We start from the raw sequence: 18,265 nt of genomic DNA, 5'->3' as shown, positions 1-18,265 counted from the left end.
TTCAATCCGCCGCAGCGTCTTTCCGTGTAGCGAGCCGCCCATCATAGCCGGCTTTTTCGTTTCGTCAACACCTTGTGATGTTTCCGACTCGCCTCGTTCGTTGGTGCGGTGCTTGGAGAAGCGCCGCCGTCGTGAGCGAGGACGCGCATCTTATCGAGCCTGCGCAGAAGTGCAAGCACTTTTTGACACAGGCATGACATCGAGGCGCTTTGCGGCGGTCTGGCGACTGCCCTGCGGCCTGATTCTTTCCGCATGGAATGACGCAGGCCGATTCCGCTTGTTGATGCTCTCAGTGAGAATGCTCGCCTTAGTCAGGAGCCCCGCCATGCCGCCAGCCCGCAGCCTGTTCCGCGATCTGTCGCTGCCTGCGCTTGCCGCGGGATTTGTCACCGTGTTGGTGGGGTTTGCCAGCTCTGCGGTGATCGTGTTCGAGGCGGCGCGGCATCTAGGGGCCGACCAGGCGCAGATCGCATCGTGGATGTGGGCGCTCGGGATCGGCATGGGCGTGATCTGCATCGGCTTGTCGCTGCGGTATCGGGTGCCGGTGGTAACGGCGTGGTCCACGCCCGGCGCGGCGATGCTGATCGGCAGCGCGGCGGGTGTGCCGTTGCGCGAGGCGATCGGTGCCTTCGTGGTGGCAGCGGTCCTGGGAGTGGTGGCCGGGTTCTCGGGGATGTTCGAGCGTGCGATCAAGCGCATTCCCATCGCGTTGGCGTCGGGCATGCTGGCCGGGGTGCTGCTGCGCTTTGGCCTGGATCTATTCGTGGCCATGCAGCACCAGCGGGTGCTGGCGCTGGCGATGCTGGCGACCTATCTGGTGGGACGGCGCTGGTTTGCGCGCTATGCCGTGATTGCCACCTTGTTGGTCGGCGTCGGCATTGCCGCCGGCGGTGGGTTGCTGCACCTCGAAGCGGTGCGGCTGGAACTGGCAAGGCCGGTACTGGTGGTGCCGTCGTTGTCCTGGGCGGCGCTGTTCGGGCTGGCGATCCCGCTGTGGGTGGTCACCATGGCCTCGCAGAACGTACCCGGGGTGGCGGTGATCCGGGCGTCTGGCTACACGGTGCCTATCTCGCCGACGATCGGCTGGATCGGCGTGGTCAACAGCGTGCTGGCGCCGTTTGGTGGATATGCGTTGAATCTTGCGGCGATCACTGCCGCGATCTGCATGGGCCGCGAGGCGCATGAGGACCCGGCCCGTCGTTACACCGCAGCGGTGAGTGCAGGCGTGTTCTATGTGGTGATCGGGTTGTTCGGGGCGACCGTGGCCGCCGTGTTTGCGGCCTTTCCGCGCGAGCTGGTGATGGCCATCGCCGGGATCGCGCTGTTGGGCACGATCGGCAACAGCCTGGCGGCGGCGCTGCGCGAAGACAGCGAGCGCGAGGCGGCGTTGATCACGTTTCTGGTGACCGCGTCCGGGCTGACCCTGGGCGGGATCGGTGCTTCGTTCTGGGGACTGGTGGCCGGCACGGTCACCTTGCTGGTGCTGCGACCGCGACGTTAGCGGTAACCGACGCGGTTTGTATCTGCGCCTTGATGGGGCGGCGAGCCTTGGCTGGATGTGCGGATGCCCATGTCGCGCCTTGTACGGTCACGCGCTGCGGCCGCCCACGGAGACTGCCGTGCGTATCACGCGCTGCATGTCGTAGTGTCAGGCGCTCTTGGTGCCTCGCTTCCGCGGCTAGCCAAGCGCGGTGCGACGACAAGGATGGAGCCAGCCGCCGCCGGTGCGGAGAACCGCGTCGGACCCGAGGTGCCCGCGCTGCCCGCGCGGCACTGCGATACCGGGCCGCAGCGTCAGCGTGGCCGCGCCCGGTGGCGGCGCTTATTCGGGGTCGCGCAGCTGCAGCAGCCAGTGCGCCGTCACGCCGCTGGGGCTGGGCAGCGGTTCGAGGTGGAACTGGCGATACACCGGCGAGCCGTCCAGGGCGCGTAGCGGCAAGGTGACGTAGGCGGCGCGTCCCAGGCGCAGGGCGTCTTCGAGCAACTCGACTTTGGAGCGGGCGGCATCGTCGGCGACCAGGGCGAGCATGTCGCGGCCGATCAGGTCGGCCACCTCGGCCTGGCTGAGCTCGGCGAATGCCGGGTTGACGAAGATCAGCCGGTGCGCGGCAGCGCTGGCGCCCCGTTCGATGATGGCCACGCCGTCGCGCAGACGCGACAGCGAGGCTTCGAGCAGGGTGAAATCCTGCTGGAAGCGCTTGCGTTCCATCAGCTCGATCAACACGCGCAGGCTACGCGCAGACTCCAGATGCAGCGGCGACCAACGCCGCGCGCGGCCGCGCACGGTCTGCTGCCAGAGATCGAAGCTCTTGCGCGGCGACAAGCGCGAGTTGGGGATGTCCTGCAGCTTGGCCAGCTGCGGGTTGCCTGCCCACTTGACCTGTTGCACCTGCTCGCGCCGGGTCCACAGCAGGGCGCTGCGCGATTGCGGCATCAGCGGCACGAAGATGAAGCCGGCGGCCAGCGGAGCCAGGTCGGCCAGCTCCGGAAAGACCTCGCCGATGGCATCCACATGCAGGGCGCCGACGGCGTCCTCGCGCAGGGCGTCGTGGTGCTCGGATTCGAGATGGTCGCGGATGCGCCGCAGCGCCGCCACGTCCGGGGTACTTCCGTGACGGCTGATGTCTTCACCGTGGAAGACCGCCACGCCGTCGGCATCCACCACGTCCATCAGGTCCGGCGCCATGTCGGCGAGCATGTCCACGGTGAGGTGCTCGGCGTCGTTGAAGTCGGTGATCAGCTTTTCGCGGATGGTCAGCAACACCGATTCCAGCCGGGCACGCGCCACCGCCTGCAGCGCGCCGATGCGGCCGGCCAACGCGCGGGTCACCGCATCGGTGGCATCGCGCATGGTGTGGCTGGTGAAGTGCGGGCTGTAGTGATGGCAGGAAATCAGCCCCCACAGTGCGTCGTTGACCACGATGGAGGACACCAGCGTGGCGCTGACGCCCATGTTGGCCAGATATTCCAGGTGCACCGGCGAAACGCTGCGCAGGCTGACATCGCTCAGGTCCACCGGTGTGCCCAGGCGTGGATGCAGGGTGGGCTGGATCGGCGATGGCTGGTAGCCGACGTCGGCGATCTGGCGCACGCGGTTGCGCAGGTACAGCGCGCGCGCCTGCGCGGGGATGTCGCTGGCGGGGTAATGCAGGCCGAGATAGGCCTCCAGTTCGGGCTGGCGGGCCTCGGCGATGACATCGCCGTTCCACTCTTCGTCGAAGCGATAAATCATCACCCGGTCAAAGCCGATCATGTTGCGCAGGCCCTTGGCTGCGCGCACGGCCGCCTCGGCGATGCCCGGATCGCGCTCGATGCTGCGCAACAGCGGCAAGGCCTCGCGCAGGGTGACGTCCATCAGGCGCGCGTCACGCGGCTCGATTTCGATCAGCCACTGCTCCGGATACAGATGCCAGGCGGCCACCCAGGGGTGGTCGGGCGGCGCGCTGCGCTGCGGGAAGCGCACATCGGCATGCAACAGGTGCTGCGGTTGATCGTCCACCGCAGCCGGCAAGGTGTCGGGCAGCTCCAGCACCTGGGTGTAGGGCATGCCCAGCAAGGCGTCCATCGGCACGCCGAGCAACTCGGCGGCGGTGGTACTGGCCTGCACGATCCGACCGTCGGCAGGTTCGATCACCAGCAGCACGCCGTAGGGCTGGATCATGCCGGGAATGTGGATCGGCTCGCGCGCGCACTCGTCCATATCCAGGGGTTCGGTGTGCTGATTCACGGGCGCGGCTCCGCTGCGAGGCAGGTATGGAAATGGGCAAACATGGCATGCGCGCCGTCGATGGCGGCCGCGTGGGTCTGCGGCGAATCCAGGCGTTGATCGAGCACGGCCTGAAACCGGCGCCAGGCGGCCGGGTCTTCGTCGGCCAGTTCGAAATACTGCAGCGCACTGGCCAGCGCGGGCTGGTGCCTGCGCAGGCCGCGGGCAATCACCCGGCCGCCCAGCTGGGCGCCCTCGATGACGTACAACATGCCCCAGCGCGCGGCGTCGGTGCGCACGTCAGGCAGCGCGAGCGGGGGATCCGGCGGTTGGTTCAGCGTGCGCAAGTCCGCGCGCAAGGCCGGCACGCGGCGGCGATAGTGCCAGCCACTGCCGACCAGCGTGCCCAGCCAGCCGCTCAACTGCTCTTCGAAACCAGCCAGCAAAGCATGGTGGCGGCGCAGGATCTGCACGTACGCGGCGCGGTCGACCTGCCCCTGCCCCAGCGCCTGCATCAGCGGCACCGCTTCGACCCGGCGATGCGTGTCCTGGGTGGCGTGACGCAGCACGCGTGCGGCCGATGACGGAACAGCCTGGGTGTCAGGACACATAAGCAATCGAGGCAGTGCCGCGGCACGGAGTGCACCAGCCTAGCAGCGCGCGCGCAAATCAGATAAAGCGGACACGAGCGCTAAATGAATCCGTTGGCATCACCCTTGCGCAGCAGCGGCAATTCCACTGCCCCGCCCTGCACGCTTCCATGCCATCCACCACCCTGCAGCGAGCAACAGGCCGGCCAGCAACCAGGGCGCGCCGGGCAGATGCAACGGTGCGCCAGCGCCGATGAACCAGGCAAACACATTGGCGAACAACAGCGGGCCCGCAATGCCGGCCAGGCTGACCAGGCCAGTCAAGGCGCCCTGCACACGCCCCTGCGCGTCGGCGCCGACCTCGCGGGTGATCAAGGCTTGCGCGGCGGGTGCGGCAACTGCCCACAACGCGCTGATCGGTACGCCGATCAGGAACATCGCGCCGCTGTCGGCCAGCCCGTAGATGACGAAGCCGATCACCCCGCAGCCCAGCCCCAGCAGCAAGGCGCGGCGTTCGCCGAGCCAGCGCACCAGGCGGCCGACCAGCAACGCATTGACGATGATGCTGCACACGCCAACCCCGGCCAGCACCCAGCTCACTTCGCGCGGGCCCCAGTGATATTGGTAGCCGGCGAACAGCACGAAGATGCTGGGATAGACGTAATGCGCCAGGTTGGCCAGGAACACCACCGAGGCCAGGCCGAACACCTGCGGATAGCGGCGCAGCAGCTTGAGCGCGCCGAGCGGATTGGCGTGCGACCACTCCAGGCGTGCAGTGCGACGTTCGGCGGGCAGCGATTCGGGCAGCACGAACCAGCCATACAGCACATTCAACAAGGCCAGCCCGGCGGCGAACCAGAATGGCCAGCGCAACCCGATGCTGCCCAGCCAGCCACCGATCAAGGGGCCGGCGACAAAACCAATGCCGAACGCGGCGCCGAGCATGCCGAAGGCGCCGGCGCGTTTGTCGGCAGGTGTGACGTCGGCGATGTAGGCGTTGGCGGTGGAAAAGCTGGCCGAGCACATGCCGGAGATCACCCGGGCCAGCAGCAGCATCGGCAAGCTGTGGGCGATGGCCATCAGGATGAAATCCAGCCCCAGCCCCAGGCAGGAGAGCAGGATCACCGAGCGGCGGCCGAAGCGGTCGGACAAGGCGCCTTGCAGCGGCGAGCAGACGAACTGGATGGCGGCGAACAGGAAGCCGAACCAGCCGATCCAGCCGGCGGCCACCACGTAGTCGCCGCCGGTGAAATGCCGCACCAGATCGGGCAGCACCGGGATGATCACGCCGAAGGACAGCACGTCGATCAGGACGGTGATGAAGATGAAGATCAATGCGGCGCGGCGGCGCCCCGGAGCGGCAGCGGAATCGGCGGGGAGAGACATCGCGCGGCCCAGGGTGGCGAGGTGAGGAGTGTAGCTGCGGATGGAGCGTGGTGCCGGGGATAGCGGGGGCTGCGTGATCCGGTACAGCCTGGCGTTGATGGTTGGCTGGGGTGTCCTCCCCTCATCCGCCCTTCGGGCACCTTCTCCCGCTAGCGGGAGAAGGGAGTGTGCCGCCGGGCGACCGGTGGTGGTTCTTGGACGCTGAGGGGCTGGGTCCCGGGCTGAGGGGCTGAGGGGCTGAGGGGCTGAGGCTGAGGCTGAGGCTGAGGCTGAGGCTGAGAGGCTGGGGCTGGCTGGGGCTGGCTGGGGCTGGCGGCGGGGGGCGAGTTCGATGACGTCCGGGCCGGCGTTGGCTGCTTCCAGACACCTGTCTTCTCCCGCAGGCGGGAGAAGGGAGCGTGCCGCCAGGCGGCCGGTGGTTGGTTATTCGACGCTGATGGTCTGGGTCAGGGTGTGGCTGGCGCCGGGGGCGAGTTCGATCACGTCCGGGCCGGCGTTGGCCGCTTCCAGGCAGACGTAATCGCGCCAGCCCTCGCCCACGTCGGCCATCTTTTTGGCGGCCTCTTCGCCCGGGTTCCAGGCCACCAGCGAGCGGCTGCCTTCGGTGGCGATGACGATGCGGCGGCCGAGTACCGGGTCGGTGAGGGTGTAGCGGCCGCCGGCGTTGGTGTAGATGCGGTCGCTGCGGCCGGGGTCGCGCGGGTCGCGCAGGCTCCAGTCGCCTTGCTGGCGGTGGGCGGTGGCGTAGTTTTCGTATTTATCGAGGTAATCCAGCCCGTCCAGGCCCTGCACGCTGACCTTGAGCGCATCGCCGACGCGGAAATAATTGTGCAGCGCCTGGGTGAAACGCACCGCGGCGGCGCTGGTGTTTTCGGTGATCAGGCGTTGCTCCACGGTGCGGCCAATGCGCAGTGTCATGCGCAGGCGCAGCGCCAGGTCGTCGAAGCGCGGCGGGGTGAGCGTGAGCACCACGGTGCCGTCGTCCTCGCGGTGGCTCTCGGTGAGTTGCCACGCCACCGTGCGCACGAAGCCATGGGCGGGCACATCGCCGGTCTGGTCCTGGCGGCCGAAATACGGCCAGCACACCGGCGCGCCGCCGCGGATCGGGGTGGGCGGCTGCTGGGCGGTGGGCGACAGCCACATCACGTCCTGCCCGCCCTTGGGCACGAACGACAGCAGCTGGCCGCCGAACAGGCTGATGGCGGCGGTGGAGAACGGGGTGTCGATCAGCAACGACGGGAAACCATGGAAATCGCCTGTGGTCAGGCCGGTGGTGTCGGACATGGGGGATGCCTTGTGGACGATGGGGGATTGGGTGAAGGCCGGGTACGCGGCCGGCAGCTTGAACGCGGTGGCGCGCATTGCAGCGGCGCCGGTGAGCGCCGGGGCGGCACGCAGTGCGGTGAGGATGCGCTGGCCGGGGCGGCCGTCGGCCGGTTGCAGGCCCAGGCGGGTCTGTTCGACCTGGATGGCGCGGCGGGTGGCGCTGCCGACCATGCCGTCGGCTTCGCCGATCTGGTGACCGCGGGCGAGCAGCAACTGCTGCAGTTCGCGCCGTTCCGGGCGGCCCAGGCCGGGGTCGTCGGTGGGCCAGGCGGCGACCAGGCCGGGGCCGCCGCGCAGGCGGTCGGCCAGCAGGGCGATCGACAGCGCGTAACTTTCCGCGGCGTTGTAGGCGTAGATCGCATCGTAGTTGCGAAACACCAGGAACGCCGGGCCGGTGGCGCCGGCCGGCAGCAGCACGGCGGCGGGAGTGTCTGCCGGCAGGCCGGCCGGGGCGAGCGGTTTGCCATCGGTGCCGAGCAGGCCGGCGTTTTGCCAGGCTTGCAGCGGTTGGCGGCGGGTGCGGCCGGCCTTGCTGGCGTCGAAGCCGCGCGGCAGCGTGACTTCCATGCCCCACGGGCGGGCGCGCTCCCAGCCGGCCTTGACCAGGTAGTTGGCGGTGGAGGCCAGTGCATCGGGAATGCTGGCGACCAGATCGCGGCGGCCGTCGCCGTCTCCATCCACCGCGATGCGGGCGTAGGTCGAGGGCATGAACTGGGTCTGCCCGAACGCGCCGGCCCAGGAGCCGGTGAGTCCATCGGCGGACAGATCGCCTTGCTGCAGCAGGCCGAGCAAGGCGAGGAATTCGCCACGGAAGAACGGTTGGCGGCGGCCTTCGCACGCCAGCGTGGCCAGCGACACCAGCAGCGGGCGCTTGCCGGTGACGCGGCCGTAGTCGCTTTCCACGCCCCACACCGCGACGATGGTGGCCGGGTCCACGCCGGTCTGTTCGGACAGGCGGGTCAGCAGCTCGTGGTGGGTGACCAGCATGGCCTGGCCGTCGGTGACACGCTGGCTGTCCACCAGGCTGGCCAGGTAATCCCAGATCGGTGTGGTGAACTCCGGTTGCGCGTCCAGCAGCGGCAGCACGCTGGGATCGGGCACCAGGCCAGTGGTGAAGCGCTGGAAGCTGGCGGCGTCCACGCCCTTGGCCGCGGCCTGGGTCTGCAGGCTGGCCAGGCAACGGTCGAATGCCGGGTCGGCATAGGCAGCCAGCGGCAGCAGTCCCATCAATAACGGCAGTGCGCGCCGGGGCAGCGTCATGGCACGGTGGCCAGCGGATGGGCAGACGTCATGCGATGGAGGGCTCCTGCGCGGCTGGTCGAGCCGCCGAGCATAGCCAACCTGACTGGTTGCGGGCGTGCAGGTGGTCGCGAGGGTATGCGTAGCGAGGTGGAGCCCGCAGCAGTCGAAGCCACCGGTATTGCCGTCGGCCCGACGGGCCTAGCTGCCGTCCCCGGTGACCCCGGTCAGCAGCGACAGGGCCGACGCCGATGCGGCGCCATCGGCCACCCGGCGCGTGCGGGCCCGGCGCGGGGCATCGTGGCGCGGGCCGAAGCGAATCAGTGCAGTGGCCACGCAGGCGGGCAACACAACCGCGAACACGACCGCCGCCAGGAGCACCCATTGCCAGAGATTGAAGGTTGCCATGATCCGAGTCCCACCCCGCGGCGGAGTTCGCCAGCGCGGCAAGCTTCCGGGATCGGCTGCGAACGTGGCGTCGACAAACGGCGGGTCTGGATGCCGTTCGTCGGGCTGAACCGGGCTTCTGGGCAGCGCGCTGGGGTGCGGACGGGTCGGTTGGCTGCGCGGGTGTGCAGACGTGGTTGGGGTTGCGTGGGCTGCGGTAGCGACTGGCCCGGGTCCTGCTCAGCGCGCGTCGAGGTAGTACCAGTGGCCGGCTTCGCGCACGAAACGGCTGTGTTCGGTCATGCGCACCGCGCTGCCGCCACCGATGCGATAGCGCGCCAGAAAGATCACTTCGGCGGTGTCGGGGCCGGTCGCGAGGGCGCGCTGTACGGTCAGGCCGAGCCAGGTGGTGCGCCCGCCTTCGTCCAGCGACAGCTCCGGCGGGCGCGTGGACGGATGCCAGCTGGCCAGCAGGTAAGCGGTATCGCGGCGCACATAGGCACTGTAGCGGGCGCGCATCAGGGTCTCGGCGTCGGGCGCGGCGGCGCCTGCGTGGTACGGGCCGCAGCACTGCGCGTAGTTGGCGGGGCGGCCGCAGGGACAGGGGTCGGTGGGTGTGGAGGTTGGCATGCGGGGATTGTGCGGGATGGGATTGGGGATTGGGGCGTTGTTTAGCAGCCTCTGATCGAACAACGAGGCTTGGCCCCGTACCCTCACCCCAACCCCCTCTCCTGCGGGAGCGGGGCTTTGGATGCCGTGATCTGATGTGGCACGGTCTCCATTGGCGTGTGCGTGGGTGACACGGGGCAGGCATCGGCTTGCTACTGCTGATGCTGATACTGCAACTCCCGACGCGGCTACACCTGCCGCGATTCCGCGTAGCTTTTACTGCGGCGCGCGAGCTCGGTGCACTCGCTATGCTGTCGCCCCCGTTGTGTGGAGCGTGGCCTTGCTGGAATTGATTCCCACCGAATTGCCCTGGCTGCTGTGCATCGCATTCGTTGCCGGGCTGGTGGATGCGGCGGTGGGTGGCGGTGGGTTGATCCAGTTGCCGGGCCTGTTTGCGACGCTGCCGCAGCAGGCGCCGTCGCTGATTCTGGGCACCAACAAGTTCAGCGCAATGTTCGGCACCGCGGCGTCGGCGTGGCGGTATGCGCGCACTGTGCGCTTTCCGTGGCGGCCGGTGCTGTATGCAACGGTGGCGGCGTTTACGTTTTCGTTTCTGGGCGCGACCGCCGTCAGCCTGATGCCCAAGCAGGCGGTGCGGCCGCTGATTCTGGTGCTGCTGGTCGCGATGTTGATCTACACCCTGATCAAGAAGGACTTCGGTGCGCTGCATCGGCCACGCCGGATCGGCCGGCGCGAACTGGCCACCGCGTTGGCGATGGGCGCGGCAATCGGGTTCTACGACGGGTTCTTCGGCCCGGGCACGGGCAGCTTTCTGATCTTCCTGTTCATCCGCTTTTTCGGGCTGGATTTCCTGCGTGCTTCGGCGGCGGCCAAGGTGGTGAACCTGGCCACCAATCTGGCAGCGCTGTCGTTCTTTTTGCCTAGCGGGCAGGTGATGCTGGCGATTGGTATCCCGATGGCGGTAGCGAACGTGGCCGGCGCGGTGGCCGGCACGCGGATGGCGTTACGCGGTGGCACGCCGTTGATCCGCAAATTATTCCTGGTGCTGGTGATCGTGCTGATCGGCAAGATGGGCTGGGATCTGCTGCAGCAGTAAGTGCAACTTGCTGGCGATGCGACATGCTCGACGCGGTGACACCACCCTGCAGATGGTGTCGCCGTGCACTGTTGTCAGCGCTTGCCGCGCGTCTGCGCCGTGCCTGGCTTGGCGCCGCGCGTTTTGGCCGGTGACGGTTTAGCCACCGCGCGCGTCGAGGTCTTCTTGCCGGCGCCACGCGCTGGCTGCCCGGTCGATGCGGCTGTTGCACGTGGCTTGGCGGTGACGGTTTTCACTGCCGCCGATGCGGCGGCGACCTTCCTGGACGTGGCGTTGGATGCGCTTGTGGCCACCGTCGCCTTGGCCGGCGTTTTTGAAGACCGAGTGGTCTTGCCCACAGTGGACGTGGATGCAGCTCCTGACGACATCGCCGACACGCGCGCTGTACGTTTGCCAGCTGCCGGCTTGCCAGCCTCAGCCGAATTGCGCGAAGGCGATTTCTTCGTGTGCTTTGCTCGAGGCTGCGCCGCAGCGCGCGTGGAAGAGGCAGTCCTGGCATGCTTGCTCTGCGTGTTCGTCGTCGCGACTGCCGGCTTGCGCTTACCCGTCTGCGTTTTCTGCGTTGCGGGCGGGGTCCCCGCCGCCGCAGGCGATGCCGTGTGCATTGGGGCACCGTCAATTGCCATGCCATCTGCGCTTGCAGTGCCCTGCACTCCTGCAGACTCGCCCGCAGCCTCGATCGAAGGCGCAGCATCAGTGGTGTCGGCAACTGCCGGCTCATCGCCACGCGAGCGCTCCGGCAGCTTCAAGCGCTGCGCCTGCTCGTCGTATTCGATCAACAACACGCCGGAGTTATGACGGCCGCTGATCTCGACAAAGCACGCGCCGCCGATGAAGGGCTCCAAGGTCATTACCGACTTCAACGGCGTGGCCACCACCATCTGGAAGCCGAAGTTCTCGAAGATGTTCATCGCCAGCGCGGTGAACTCGTTGTCGGCCTTGTCGAAGGCTTCGTCCAGCACCACCGCGCAGTAGCGCGGCAGTTCGCCGTCTTCGCCGCCGAGCTGGTAACGCAGCGCCGCTGCAAGGCAGGTGGTGGCGAGCTTCTGGCGCTGGCCACCGGATTTGCCGGCGCCGCTGCGGTAGATCTCCACCTGCGCGCGCGTTTGCGCATCCAGTTCCACACCGATGAATTCCACATGCAGGCGCACATCCAGCACCTGTTCGCGCCAGCGGCGTGCCTCCGGTTCCTGCGCGCCCAGGCGCGCGACCAGTGCGCGCAAGGTGGAAAACTGCGCCTCGGCCAGGGCGCGGTCTTCGGTCTGTTGATGCGACAGCACCGCACGCAACTGCTGCTGGAATTCCTGCACCTCGGCCAGGCGGCGGTCGCTGACTTCGATGGTCAAGATGGTGTCGCGATTGAACGGCACCTGCTCCAGGCTGGCGTTGACCTCGTCCATGCGCTGCTTGATGCCCTTGTGGGCTTCGGCAGTGTGGCGCTGCAAGGCCAGCAGGTTGTTCTTGCTCTGGGTCTGCAACAGGTCGAAGAAGCGATGCTCGTGCCGCGGCAGGCCATCGCTTTCCAGCCGGTCCAGGCGCGCAAGAAAATCGTCGGCGCTGGCCAGACTCACGGTGAAGTCGCCGCTGTCTTCGGGCCACTGCTGGCAATACTTGCGGAAGCATTCCAGCAATTGCGCGCTGAGCCGGCTGTCGCGGCCCTGGCTGTCGGCCAGCTGCTCGGCCAGGCCACGCTCGACCACGCGGAAATGCGCTTCCAGGTTGTCCAGCGACAACGGCGTCAAGGCGGCAAGCCGTTCCCGCAAGCCCTGCAACTGCGTAGGTGTGAGCGTGGCGGTGCCGGCGCGGCCCGCACACGCAGCGTGCTGCTGTTCGAGACGCACGCGCTCGCGCGCCAGTTGCGCACGTTCCAGCCGCACATCGTCGTAGGTGCGCTTGGCCTGGTCGCGCAAGGTGCGTGCGGTGTCGATGGCCTGGCCGAGCGCGCGCAAGCCGCTGTTGCCTTCGCGCAGCTGCACCAGCTGCTCGTCGATATCGCTCAGGCGTTGCAGTTTGGGACCGACGTCGATCTCGTCCCAGTCGCGCTCCACCAGGGTGTGCGCGGCCAGCTGTCGTTCCTGATCCTGCTCGCGTTGCTTGCGCAGCGCTGCGACATCTGCATCGCAGCTGGCGATGCGCTGGGCCAGCGCCTGCGCTTCGCGCTCGAACACCTTGAGCTTGTCGCGGTTGTCGTGACCGAGCAGCCACCGCTTGCGGTCGTTGACCGCGTGGCGGTCGTCCTTTTCGTAGCGATCGCCGGGATGCTTGACCTGCCCTTCGCGGGTGATGGCGCGGTCGGCGTTGCGCAACGCGGTTGCGTTGTCCACGCAGGCATAGTCGAAGCGACGGGTCAGCTCGTTGCGCAGCCATTCGGTGAAGGCGTGCTCGCGCAATTGCAGCTTGCCGGGCAGTGCATCGGGATCGACCCGCCGCGAGTGCAACTCGTCGTTACGACGCACACGGAAGTAGACCAGGCGCGTGCCGATATGGGTGCGGTTGACCCATTCGCTGACCTGCGCGTAATGCCGCTCGTCTACCAGCAGCGACTGCGCAAAGCCGTGCAGCACGCGCTCGATCGCACCGCGCCAGGCGACCTGGTCTTCGCGCACCTGCACCAGCTCGCCAACGAACGGCAGCGCGGCCTCGGCAATGCCGGTGTCTTCGCATAGCCGCGCGCGCAGGGCCTGCATCGGTGCAGGCATGCTCGACGGCGCCTTCTTCAGTGCATCCAGCTCGGCGCGGATCTCGGCAAAGCGGCGTTCATCGTCGCGGCGTGCGCCCATGCGCTCGGCAATGGCGTCATCCAGCGCGCTGGCGTCGTGCTTGCCGTTATCCAGCACGGTCTGCGCATGCGCGATCTGGGCGGCAAAGCCGCTGGCACCTGCCGCCAGGGCGGTGCCGAGCTGGCGGCAGGCCTGCTCGATCTGCGCACGGCGGCGCAGGCGCTCGTCGCGCTCGCGTTCCACGCGCGCACGCTCGCGTTCCAGTTCTTCGATCTGCTCACCGCCGGCGGCGCGCTGCTCGCGCTCCAGCCCGGCCAGTTTCTGCTCGTGGTTATCCAGCGATTCGCGGCGCTGTCCCTCTTCGCCGGCCAGTCCACGGTCCTGACTGTCCAGTTCCTGCAACCGCTCATCCAGCAAGGCCAGCCGCTGCTGCTCGCGGTAGCTGTCCACGCCCAACTGCAGCTCGCGCAACTCGCCCACGCTGTGGCGCAATGCCATCAACGCCGCATGGTGCTCGCGCGCAGGGGTCAGCGTTTCCACCTGGCGGCGTGCGGTCACCACCGCATGGTGCGCGCCATCGAGTTCGGCAAAATCCTCCACCAACCGATCGGCGGCTTCGAAGGTGCGCGGCTCGTCCAGCATGAAGCCGCGCAGGAAGGCATTGAGATCGCCCAGATTCTTGGCCGACTGGGTCTTGTGCAACAGCCGCAACGCCATCTCGTTGTTGATGCCCAGCGCATGCCGGAAACGTTCGGCATAGCCGGCGAATCCGTCGAAGTGGGCGACCTCCTCACCCAGCCGCGCCTTGAGCCTGCGCAGGTCCAGATCGAAGCCGTCCAGCTCGGTGGCCACATCGAAGCTGCGCGGCGCCACCATGTAATGGCGGCGGACGTCGGCAGCCGCATTGCCGCTGCCGGCGATCCAGAACAAGCGGATCAGGCTCACCGCCTCGCCATGCGCGTTGCAGTATTCCAGCACCAGCGCGGTCCAGGTGGCGCCCTTGCGCAGGTATTGCGTGGCGATTTCGCCCGACGCGCTGTCCTGCTGATCGGCCCAGGCGCCGCGTACATACGACACCAGGCTGCGATCGCGCCCGCTGCGTTCGGCCTCGCGTGCGGCGGCGTTGAAGTCGACGATGCTCGGTGGCGTCAGCAAGGCCGACATCGCATCCAGCAGGGTCGATTTGCCGGAGCCGGAACGGCCGACGAACAGAAAGCCCTTTTCCGCGATCGGCACTTCGGTCAAGCCGTTGAACGTGCCCCAGTTGTGCACCTGCAAGCGCCGCATGCGGAACTGCTGCGCCCGCTGTTCGGCAAGCGAATCGGCGAACAAGGAAGCGCCCGGCTGCGCCGGTGACAGGTTGGACTGGGAATTCATGGCTCACTCACCAAAACGGATGACGGGTCACGCTGAAGACGAATCACATCACGACTGTTTGAAGCGGGGTGTTGCTGGACAAGCATGTAGTGCGGTGGCTGACGGTGATCGGGTACGTCCCTTCGCGGCCTGGGCCGCTCCTACGCGGGGCGGTGATCTGGATGGACACGGATGAGTGACGAGAGCGGGTGCTGACGATGCGCGGGAAGCTGATGGCTCAGTGCCGGCCATGAGGAAAGTCACTTGCGCTTGACGGGGCGTGAGAGCTGACTTTCATCGCGCAATGCATGACGCACGGCTACACACACACTCCAGACGTCACATCCAGGCATCGCGATCGGCCGTCCCCTCATCCGCCCTTCGGGCACCTTCTCCCGGTGGGAGAAGGGATGGCGATCCGGGGTGCAGACGCCATCACTCCAACGCAACCTCCCCCTCTCGCAACTCCCGATACGCCACCACCAGGGTCTGCACATCCTCGGCCGAGAACAACAGCTTCAACACCGGCGAGACTTCGTAACGCTCCTCGCTGCCGCGCAGGCGCGACAGCAACTGGTTGTCGCGCATCTTGCCGATGGCCGTCATCACCCGTCGCGCAAACCCTGCGCGGTCAGTGGACACGTTCTTCTCGTACACCGACAACGCCTCCACCAGCTGCGCCTCGTCCACCACCGCACGCGCGCCGCGGGTATCGGCTTCGGCCAGTTGCTGGCGCAGGAACAGCAGCAACACCGATTCGATAAAGGTCAGCGGCGCGCTGCGCAGCAAGGTGGGCGATTCCAGCTCGGCGGTGTCGGCCTGACGGGTGAAGGCCACCCCGCCCTCGCGGTCGAGCACCAGCTCCAGAAACAGCTCGCACAACAGCTGACGGATCGCCGCCTCGTTGCGCAACAGCGCCGGCCACAACGCGCCATGGCGTTGCGCATCGATGCTGGGCCCGGCCAGCAACTGGCACAGCGCGCGGCGCGCGTCGAACGGCAACCTGCCGGTGTCGCCCAGAAACAGCTCGCCGCGCGGTTGCGCGCTCGAGGCATCCGTCAGCGGCGGGCGGCCGTCATTGGCCGGGACACCGGTGTCCTCGTCGGCGTCCAGGCGCGTGTCCTCAGACCAGTTCATTGCGTTTCTCCCGGGTGAACCACACCAAGGGAATGCGCGCGCGACGCGTGGCGCCGTCGCTGCCTTCCCATTGCACCGTTTCCATTTGCCCCTCGATCACCAGGCCGTGGCGTGTGCCCAGCGACAGGTAACCGATGACGCTGCCCAGCCCTTGCACGGCCGGGCGCTGTTGCAACGCATCGCCGATGGTCAGCCGCGGGCGCTGGCCGAGCAACTCATGCAGATCGCGGCGCAGGCTGCGCACGTCGATCTCCGATTGCGCGACCAGGTCGCCCACGCTGTCCAGCGAGATCTCGGCGGCATCGGCGGCTTGCACACGCCCATCCACCTGGGTAAGCCGCGGGTCGTGCAGCCGCCATTGCGACAACGAACGCAGGCGGCTGCTGCTGAGCGCCTGCGTATACCCGGTAGCGGTGGTGGCATGCAGGCTGTCGCGCAATTGCAGGGCTTCGCCCTGCGCCTGCTTGAGCAATTGATTGAGCCGGCGCTGTTCCAGATAGCCACGGCTTTGCACGAAACCGCGCAGGCTGCGCGCGAAGTGCTGCATCACCGTATGCACCTCGCCGCCGCGCTCCAGCAGCGTGCCGGTGAGCCCGCGCAGGAAGGCGCGTTCGCGGCGGTCTAACTTGCGCGCGAAGCCGCGTGCGAGCAGCGCATCCAGCGCCTGATCGAGCTGGCTACTCTGCTGGGTGTCGTTGAGCAGGCTCCAGAACGCCTCGAAGGTGCGCCCGGCCTCGCTGTCGGCGATCACATCCACGCCGTTGAACAATTGTTCGAGCACATCGCCGCGCGCGCCTTCGTCGTCGATGATGCGCTCGCGGAACTGACGGTTGAGCTGCTCGAAATCATCGCGCACGCGATGGAAATCTTCGGCCAGCTCGTCGGAGAGATGGATCAGGTCGCGGGCGCGTTCCAGCGCGCGCTTGCCATCCAGTGCCGCCACGCGGCCCGACGCCACGCGTTCGATTTCGGCATCGATGCGCGCACGTTCGTCGCGCAGGGCAGCCAGGCGCAGCTCCGGATCGGCTTCGGTCTGGCCGGCCAGCTGCACCAGTTGCTGGATCACCAGCGACAGGCGGCTTTCGGTAGCGCTGCTGCTGCTTTCGCGCAGACCGACGATGAAGCGGATGGCCTGGGTGGCCGCGCGCGACAACTCGTATTCTTCTTCTGCTGCACCTTCGGGCAGGCGGCGTTCCAGCCAGCCCTGTGCCAGCCAATGCGCCAGATAGGCCTGCGCGGTACGCGGCAATTCGCGCGACAGTTCGTCGGCGCGCAAGGCATCGAGCTGGCGCTGCAACCGCTCGTGCAGCACGGCCGAGGGCAGGCGCCGTTCGCCGTCCATCAGCACGGTCTGCAGCAGGCCGATCAGTTCGGGGGCATGGTCGGCGGCGAGCAGTTTCCATACCGGCTGCTCGCGCAGTTGCCGATACCCGGCGATACGTGCCTGGTGCTTCATGCGCGCTGCAACGGCTGCCTCAACGCTTGCCGCCCACTTCGATGAACTGCAGGAATTCGGCGCGGGTGCGCGCGTCTTCGCGGAAGCTGCCCAGCATCTTGGAAGTGACCATGCTGACGCCGCGCTTGTGGATGCCGCGGGTGGTCATGCACTCGTGCGCGCCTTCCACCACCACGCCCACGCCGCGCGGTTGCAGCACGTCCTGGATGCACTGGGCGATCTGGGCGGTCATCTTTTCCTGCACCTGGAAGCGGCGCGCGTAGCTTTCCACCACGCGGGCCAGCTTGCTGATGCCGACCACCTTGCCGCGCGGCAGGTAGCCCACGTGCACCTTGCCGATGATCGGCGCCATGTGGTGCTCGCAATGGCTTTCATAGGAGATGTCGCGCAGCACGATCAGCTCGTCGTAGCCGGCCACTTCCTCGAAGGTGCGTTCCAGGTAGGCACGCGGTTCTTCGCGGTAGCCGCTGAACCAGTCGCCATAGGCTTCGGCCACCCGGCGCGGGGTGTCCAGCAAACCTTCTCGGGAGGGGTCTTCGCCGGCCCAGCGCAGCAGGGTGCGCACGGCCTCTTCGGCCTGGGCCTGGGTGACGGAGGAATCGGGCTGGTCGGACTGGCTCATGCGCAGGTGCACCCAAAGGGGGCGAGCATGGTACCCGAGGACGGGCCGACGGCCCCAGCACCGGTTGCGGCCGCTGCCGCGGGTTCAGTGACTATTGATTCATTGTTGAATTGATAGCATCCTAACTATTATGGCGATCAGCACTGCCTCCCCGCGCGCCCAGCTCAGTTCCGGCCTGTTGGTCGCCGCCCGCCAATGGCAACGGCTGGCCGACCAGGCCTTCGAGAGCTTCGGGCTGTCCAGTGCATGCACCGGCCCGTTGCTGATGATCGGCCGCTCCGGCGGCGGCATCCGTCAGGTGGCGCTGGCCCAGCAGCTGGGCATGGAAGGCCCCTCGCTGGTGCGGCTCCTGGACAAGCTGGCCGCCCAGGACCTGGTCCGGCGCGAAGCCGACAGCAGCGACCGCCGTGCCAACCAGCTCTGGCTCACCGCTGCGGGCCAGGCGCTGGCCGGGCAGATCGAGGTGCGCCTGGACGCGTTGCGCGCCGAGGTCTTCGGTGCGCTCAGCGAGGCGCAGGTGCAGACCGTGCTGACGCTGTGGGAGCAGATCGCCCAGGCGCATGCGCGGCTGGGGCAGTCCGACTAGCGCACGGCGGTATGCGCTTGCAGTTGGC

13 protein-coding genes are annotated in these 18,265 nt (G+C 67.7%); 3 read left to right on the top strand and 10 right to left on the bottom strand.

Annotated elements, in window-relative coordinates; translation table 11 throughout:
- The first annotated feature begins 325 nt into the window (after nucleotides 1–325).
- Nucleotides 326–1,501: a benzoate/H(+) symporter BenE family transporter gene (locus XnspCFBP7698_RS20905; protein WP_104581849.1), complete on the top strand. Its 1,176-nt coding sequence runs from the start codon at nucleotides 326–328 to the stop codon at nucleotides 1,499–1,501.
- 321 nt (nucleotides 1,502–1,822) lie between these two features.
- On the opposite strand, the gene bphP is transcribed toward XnspCFBP7698_RS20905, so the two are convergent.
- The 6 genes from bphP to XnspCFBP7698_RS20875 form a co-directional block, all read right to left on the bottom strand.
- Nucleotides 1,823–3,727, bottom strand: coding sequence for a bacteriophytochrome BphP (gene bphP, locus XnspCFBP7698_RS20900; protein WP_047696398.1), 1,905 nt, complete (start codon nucleotides 3,725–3,727; stop codon nucleotides 1,823–1,825).
- A complete protein-coding gene (locus XnspCFBP7698_RS20895; RefSeq protein WP_104581848.1) occupies nucleotides 3,724–4,317 on the bottom strand; it encodes a biliverdin-producing heme oxygenase in 594 nt (197 codons plus the stop codon). Before XnspCFBP7698_RS20895 ends, bphP begins: the two co-directional genes overlap by 4 nt.
- Nucleotides 4,318–4,416: 99 nt before the next feature.
- Nucleotides 4,417–5,682, bottom strand: coding sequence for a TCR/Tet family MFS transporter (locus XnspCFBP7698_RS20890; RefSeq protein WP_104581847.1), 1,266 nt, complete (start codon nucleotides 5,680–5,682; stop codon nucleotides 4,417–4,419).
- Between the two features lie 423 nt (nucleotides 5,683–6,105).
- Nucleotides 6,106–8,268 carry a lytic murein transglycosylase gene (locus XnspCFBP7698_RS20885; RefSeq protein ID WP_104581781.1) on the bottom strand — a complete coding sequence of 721 codons (2,163 nt, stop codon included), beginning with the start codon at nucleotides 8,266–8,268 and terminating at the stop codon, nucleotides 6,106–6,108.
- A gap of 180 nt (nucleotides 8,269–8,448) precedes the next feature.
- The gene (locus XnspCFBP7698_RS20880) at nucleotides 8,449–8,655 is read right to left on the bottom strand and encodes a hypothetical protein (protein ID WP_047692691.1); all 207 of its coding nucleotides are present in this window, start codon (nucleotides 8,653–8,655) and stop codon (nucleotides 8,449–8,451) included.
- A 219-nt stretch (nucleotides 8,656–8,874) separates the two neighbouring features.
- On the bottom strand, nucleotides 8,875–9,264 hold the full coding sequence (locus XnspCFBP7698_RS20875; protein ID WP_039415530.1) for a YchJ family protein: 390 nt from the start codon (nucleotides 9,262–9,264) through the stop codon (nucleotides 8,875–8,877).
- 313 nt (nucleotides 9,265–9,577) lie between these two features.
- On the opposite strand from XnspCFBP7698_RS20875, the gene XnspCFBP7698_RS20870 reads away from it, so the two are divergent.
- Nucleotides 9,578–10,360 carry a TSUP family transporter gene (locus XnspCFBP7698_RS20870; RefSeq protein ID WP_199680269.1) on the top strand — a complete coding sequence of 261 codons (783 nt, stop codon included), beginning with the start codon at nucleotides 9,578–9,580 and terminating at the stop codon, nucleotides 10,358–10,360.
- A gap of 74 nt (nucleotides 10,361–10,434) precedes the next feature.
- On the opposite strand, the gene XnspCFBP7698_RS20865 is transcribed toward XnspCFBP7698_RS20870, so the two are convergent.
- From XnspCFBP7698_RS20865 to folE, 4 genes are all read right to left on the bottom strand, one after another.
- Nucleotides 10,435–14,457, bottom strand: a complete 4,023-nt coding sequence (locus XnspCFBP7698_RS20865) for an SbcC/MukB-like Walker B domain-containing protein (RefSeq protein ID WP_123137736.1) — start codon at nucleotides 14,455–14,457, stop codon at nucleotides 10,435–10,437.
- A 414-nt stretch (nucleotides 14,458–14,871) separates the two neighbouring features.
- Nucleotides 14,872–15,573 (bottom strand): DUF4194 domain-containing protein, encoded by a 702-nt coding sequence (locus XnspCFBP7698_RS20860; protein ID WP_123137735.1) that lies wholly within the window; start codon nucleotides 15,571–15,573, stop codon nucleotides 14,872–14,874.
- On the bottom strand, nucleotides 15,560–17,029 hold the full coding sequence (locus tag XnspCFBP7698_RS20855) for a DUF3375 domain-containing protein (protein ID WP_123137734.1): 1,470 nt from the start codon (nucleotides 17,027–17,029) through the stop codon (nucleotides 15,560–15,562). The genes XnspCFBP7698_RS20860 and XnspCFBP7698_RS20855 overlap by 14 nt, the downstream gene beginning before the upstream one ends.
- Before the next feature lie 19 nt (nucleotides 17,030–17,048).
- Entirely contained in the window at nucleotides 17,049–17,651 is a 603-nt protein-coding gene (folE, locus tag XnspCFBP7698_RS20850; RefSeq protein ID WP_047692703.1) for a GTP cyclohydrolase I FolE, read from the bottom strand.
- A gap of 130 nt (nucleotides 17,652–17,781) precedes the next feature.
- On the opposite strand from folE, the gene XnspCFBP7698_RS20845 reads away from it, so the two are divergent.
- Entirely contained in the window at nucleotides 17,782–18,237 is a 456-nt protein-coding gene (locus XnspCFBP7698_RS20845; RefSeq protein WP_104581777.1) for a MarR family winged helix-turn-helix transcriptional regulator, read from the top strand.
- The last annotated feature ends 28 nt before the right edge of the window (nucleotides 18,238–18,265 follow it).

Origin of the sequence: Xanthomonas sp. CFBP 7698, assembly GCF_003600855.1 — a bacterium.
Lineage (GTDB): Bacteria > Pseudomonadota > Gammaproteobacteria > Xanthomonadales > Xanthomonadaceae > Xanthomonas > Xanthomonas cannabis.
Note: the sequence above shows the minus strand (reverse complement) of the source record. Positions and strands in the feature narration are given on the sequence as shown.

Bases quoted from the DNA above. Each gene is read 5' to 3' on its own strand.
- XnspCFBP7698_RS20865 (WP_123137736.1), bottom strand. From the start codon at position 14,457: ATGAATTCCCAGTCCAACCTGTCACCGGCGCAGCCGGGCGCTTCCTTG.
- XnspCFBP7698_RS20875 (WP_039415530.1), bottom strand. From the start codon at position 9,264: ATGCCAACCTCCACACCCACCGACCCCTGTCCCTGCGGCCGCCCCGCC.
- XnspCFBP7698_RS20880 (WP_047692691.1), bottom strand. From the start codon at position 8,655: ATGGCAACCTTCAATCTCTGGCAATGGGTGCTCCTGGCGGCGGTCGTG.
- XnspCFBP7698_RS20845 (WP_104581777.1), top strand. From the start codon at position 17,782: ATGGCGATCAGCACTGCCTCCCCGCGCGCCCAGCTCAGTTCCGGCCTG.
- XnspCFBP7698_RS20905 (WP_104581849.1), top strand. From the start codon at position 326: ATGCCGCCAGCCCGCAGCCTGTTCCGCGATCTGTCGCTGCCTGCGCTT.
- XnspCFBP7698_RS20895 (WP_104581848.1), bottom strand. From the start codon at position 4,317: ATGTGTCCTGACACCCAGGCTGTTCCGTCATCGGCCGCACGCGTGCTG.
- XnspCFBP7698_RS20860 (WP_123137735.1), bottom strand. From the start codon at position 15,573: ATGAACTGGTCTGAGGACACGCGCCTGGACGCCGACGAGGACACCGGT.
- XnspCFBP7698_RS20885 (WP_104581781.1), bottom strand. From the start codon at position 8,268: ATGACGCTGCCCCGGCGCGCACTGCCGTTATTGATGGGACTGCTGCCG.
- XnspCFBP7698_RS20890 (WP_104581847.1), bottom strand. From the start codon at position 5,682: ATGTCTCTCCCCGCCGATTCCGCTGCCGCTCCGGGGCGCCGCCGCGCC.
- folE (WP_047692703.1), bottom strand. From the start codon at position 17,651: ATGAGCCAGTCCGACCAGCCCGATTCCTCCGTCACCCAGGCCCAGGCC.
- XnspCFBP7698_RS20855 (WP_123137734.1), bottom strand. From the start codon at position 17,029: ATGAAGCACCAGGCACGTATCGCCGGGTATCGGCAACTGCGCGAGCAG.